4 protein-coding genes are annotated in these 3,912 nt (G+C 72.1%); all 4 read left to right on the top strand.

What is annotated here, in order from left to right:
• Positions 1 to 285 precede the first annotated feature (285 nt).
• The 4 genes from ACWGIU_RS32065 to ACWGIU_RS32080 all read left to right on the top strand — a co-directional run bounded on the left by ACWGIU_RS32065 (position 286) and on the right by ACWGIU_RS32080 (position 3,862).
• The gene (locus ACWGIU_RS32065) at positions 286 to 1,161 is read left to right on the top strand and encodes a glycosyltransferase family 2 protein (protein ID WP_453711620.1); all 876 of its coding nucleotides are present in this window, start codon (positions 286 to 288) and stop codon (positions 1,159 to 1,161) included.
• Between the two features lie 99 nt (positions 1,162 to 1,260).
• A complete protein-coding gene (locus tag ACWGIU_RS32070; RefSeq protein ID WP_453711621.1) occupies positions 1,261 to 2,805 on the top strand; it encodes an FAD-dependent oxidoreductase in 1,545 nt (514 codons plus the stop codon).
• A gap of 154 nt (positions 2,806 to 2,959) precedes the next feature.
• Positions 2,960 to 3,376 carry a hypothetical protein gene (locus tag ACWGIU_RS32075; protein WP_453711622.1) on the top strand — a complete coding sequence of 139 codons (417 nt, stop codon included), beginning with the start codon at positions 2,960 to 2,962 and terminating at the stop codon, positions 3,374 to 3,376.
• 171 nt (positions 3,377 to 3,547) lie between these two features.
• Positions 3,548 to 3,862 carry an isoamylase early set domain-containing protein gene (locus tag ACWGIU_RS32080; RefSeq protein ID WP_453711623.1) on the top strand — a complete coding sequence of 105 codons (315 nt, stop codon included), beginning with the start codon at positions 3,548 to 3,550 and terminating at the stop codon, positions 3,860 to 3,862.
• Positions 3,863 to 3,912 lie beyond the last annotated feature (50 nt).

Below are 3,912 nucleotides of genomic sequence, written 5' to 3' on the forward strand. Positions count from 1 at the left end.
GACGCGAGGGATACCACCAGGCCGGCACCGGTAGCGGGGAGCCCTCGGCCGGTGTCGAGGCCGGGGCAGAGGAGGAAGCCGAGAGGAACTGATCGCCCGGGACGAGGGGCCGGCCGGCCGTCTGACCGGTCGGCCCTCTGGCCGTCTGACCGGTCGGCCGTCTGACCGGTCGGCCGTCTGGCCGTCGTTTCTCCGCGTGGGCCTTGGGCCCCATGACCGACCCGACCGGCCTCCCGTGGGCCTCGCGCATCATCCCGTCGACCCCTCCCGAGGTGGCCCCCGCCCATGACCCCCGATCCCCGCACCACCGTTGTCGTCATCACCCACAACCGCCGCGACCAGCTGCTGCACACCCTCGACCGGCTGGCGGCACTGCCCGAACAGCCGCCTGTGATCGTCGTCGACAACGCGTCGACCGACGGGACCCCCGCAGCCGTCGCGCGGCTGCGGCCGGAGGTCACCCTCCTGGCGCCCGGCCGCAATCTCGGCGCCCCGGGCCGGAATCTGGGCGTACGCGAGGCCCGTACGCCATACGTGGCGTTCAGCGACGACGATTCCTGGTGGGAGGCGGGCTCGCTGGCGCGCGCGGCGGACCTGCTGGACCGGCACGCACGCCTCGGACTGCTCGCCGCCTGCGTCCGCGTCGGTCCCGATGGCCATCCCGATCCGCTGAACTGCCAGCTCGCCGCCTCCCCGCTCGACCACGCCGTCGATCTGCCCGGGCCGCAGGTACTCGGATTCCTGGCCTGCGCCGCCGTCGCCCGGCGGGACGCCTACCTGCAGGCCGGCGGCTACCACCCGATCCTTTTCCTCGGAGGCGAGGAGACCCTGCTCGCCTACGACCTGACCGCGTACGGATGGGGCGTGTGCCACGTTCCGGACGTGGTGGCCGTCCACCGGCCGACCGGTGGTGTGCGGCCCGGCCGGCCCGCGGTCCAGCGCCGCAACGCCGCCCTCACCGCCTGGCTGCGCCGCCCGGTGGGCGTCGCCGTGGAGCACACCCGCCGGCTCGCCGCCGAGGCCCCGCGCGACCCGGAAGCCCGCCAGGCCCTGCTGGGAATGCTCAAACGGCTCCCGGCGGCGCTGCACTCACGCCGTCCGCTGCCGCCTACCGTCGAGGCGGCCGCCCGCCTCCTGGACGCCGGCGGCGTGCGGGCCTGATCAGTTTTCACGTGGCGCGGTCGCGGGCCGCCCTTACCGCAAGCGCGGGTACGCCGTTGCACCGCGCATCAGGTCGGCTTCCCTGGGCAGCCGCACACCATGAACCGACATCCCAATGCCGGACGGTCCTACTGGATGCGGACGGCGACCTTTCCGTCCTTCGCTCCTCTGTCCCGGTCCGCCGAGGCGGATGTCGCGGTCATCGGCAGCGGCATCGCGGGTCTGAGCACGGCCTGGGAACTCGTCCGGGCGGGGCTGAACGTCATCGTGCTCGAAGCGGACCGGCTCGCGAGCGGCGTCACAGGGCATACGACGGGCAAGCTCACCGCCCTGCACACCTCCGTGTACGACACCCTTCGGAACAAACACGGGGAGCAAGCGGCGCGTGACTACGCGGATTCCCAGGGCGCCGCCCTGCGGCACGTGTTCGATGTGACCGAGGAGCTGGGCATCGACTGTGAGCTGGAGCGCCGCCCGGCCCTCACCTACTGCGAGCAGCCCGACGGCGTCGAGGCGCTGCGCGCGGAGGCCGAAGCGGCGCGATCGGCCGGCCTCACCGCCTCGTTCGTCACCGAGACGGGCCTGCCCTTCCCCGTCGCCGGCGCCGTCAGGGTCGAGGACCAGGCCCAGTTCCATCCGCTGAAGTACCTGCGCGGGCTCGTCGACGACATCGTCGCGCGCGGCGGCCGGATCCACGAGGGAACCCGTGTCGCCCGACTCGACGACGGTGATCCGTGCCGACTCACCACGGACGCCGGGGCGACCGTATCCGCCCGGCACGTCGTCGTCGCCACGCACCACCCCGTTTTCGACCACGCCCTGCTCGCCACCCGGCTCACCCAGCACCGCGACCTGGTGGTCGCGGGCCCACTGCCCGCCGATCGGGATCCCGACGGCATGTACATCACCACGGAGGGCGGGAAGCGCTCCGTCCGCACCTCTCCGCTCGGGGACGGCAGCCGACTGCTCATCGTGACCGGCGAGGTGTTCACCCCCGGCACCGGCGAAGACACCGAGGCGCGGTACGCCCGCCTGCAGGCCTGGACCGAGCAGCACTTCCCCGAGGTGAGGATCTCCCACCGGTGGGCGGCGCAGGACAACAGCTCCACGGACACCGTGCCACTCGTCGGCGCACTGCCGACCGGCGGCGAGAACGTGTACGTCGCGACCGGCTTCGCCGGCTGGGGGATGACCGGCGGAGTCATGGCCGGGGCGCTCATCGCCTCCCTCGTCGGCGGCACGCCCCAACGGTGGGCCGGTCTCTACGATCCTGGTCGTTTCGGCTCCGCCGTACAGTCCGCACCGACGTTCCTCAAGGCGCAGTGGGACACCGGGAAACACTTCGTCAAGGACCGCCTGGACACGTTCGGCGACGGCACGACGGGCCCCGTCCGAGACCTGCGGCCCGGGCAGGGAACGGTCGTCCGTGCCGGTGGCAAACCCTGCGCCGTACACCGCGACGACCAAGGAGAACTCCATGCCGTGTCCGCCGTCTGCACCCACATGGGGTGCATCGTCGCCTTCAACAACGCCGAACGTACATGGGAGTGCCCATGCCATGGCTCCCGCTTCGGCATCGATGGCGAAGTGGTCCAGGGCCCGGCCCTGCGCCCTCTGGAACGGCAGGACCCCGGAGAGCTGTGAAGGGTTCCCAGCAGGCGTGCTCCGTGCTCCGTCCGAAGTTCGCGGGGACGACGCTTCTGGAAGGCCGGTGACCACGGCGCGAGCTCTTCCCGCCCCGCCGCCCCACCGTTGAGCAGGGCCTTCGGCCAGGGGTACCGACGAGCGTAGGCAGCGTATGGAACAGAAACCGTTGTGGGCGTGCAAGGCGATCGGATTCCGAGGCACACCGGCGGGGGATCTACCGCTCCTGGTATTCACCCAGGACGACCACGACGACCGGTCCGTCTACGAGGGGCTCACCGAGATGGGACTCGCGCCCTTCACCGGCGTCGTCGATGACCTTCTGCGGCCGGTCACGTCTTGGTCGGCGGTCGTGAGGAACGGCCTTGTGGTGGTGATCCACGACGGAGCGGAGTTCTACCGATCTCCTCCCGGTCTCTTGCCGGACTCGTGGACGGAGATGGCGCTCGCGACCGGCCGCGTCGTCCTGGTCTGGCTTCCCGGGCCGCACCGGCCTGACGACCAGCACGTTCTCCTCCTGCTGCGTCAGGGCGCGGGCCTGTGGGGAACGGCTGCCGTGGTCGGGCCGTAGGGACACCGTCCGGTCGGCACACCTTCCGGTCGGCGGGGCCGCTCACCGCGGGGCGGCGGGGCCGTTCCACGCCCGGACACGGGCAGCATGCAGCACTTCGGCCCAGTGCAGGGCCATGAGGGTGACCTCCCCTGGCGTGTCCGGCCCTCGCCGAGCGCCGCCGGATGGAGGATGGCCCGCGACGATCCGCCCCTGCCGCCGGGAGACTCCGTGCTGGAACGCAAGCAGCTCAAGGACCGCACCCAGGTCACCTTCGTCCTGCCCGCCGATACGCCCCCGGGCCCGGTCAGTGTGGTGGGTGACTTCAACGACTGGCAGCCCGGCACCCACACCCTGGTGCCCCGCGAAGACGGTACCCGCGCGGTCACCGTGGCCCTGCCCGGCAAGAGCGTGCACTCCTTCCGCTACCTGGCCGCCGGCGACTACTGGTTCGACGAGGACCACGCCGACAGCCACGACGGCACCAACAGCCGTCTGCACACCTGAGCCGAACGCGGGTGGGCGGGCCCCCCAGCCGTGCCCCCCCCCCCCCCAGT

The sequence above is a fragment of the Streptomyces sp. NPDC054840 genome (assembly GCF_053611065.1).

Coding starts and splice junctions, on each gene's coding strand:
- ACWGIU_RS32065 (WP_453711620.1), top strand. CDS start 286: ATGACCCCCGATCCCCGCACCACCGTTGTCGTCATCACCCACAACCGC.
- ACWGIU_RS32070 (WP_453711621.1), top strand. CDS start 1,261: ATGAACCGACATCCCAATGCCGGACGGTCCTACTGGATGCGGACGGCG.
- ACWGIU_RS32075 (WP_453711622.1), top strand. CDS start 2,960: ATGGAACAGAAACCGTTGTGGGCGTGCAAGGCGATCGGATTCCGAGGC.
- ACWGIU_RS32080 (WP_453711623.1), top strand. CDS start 3,548: ATGGCCCGCGACGATCCGCCCCTGCCGCCGGGAGACTCCGTGCTGGAA.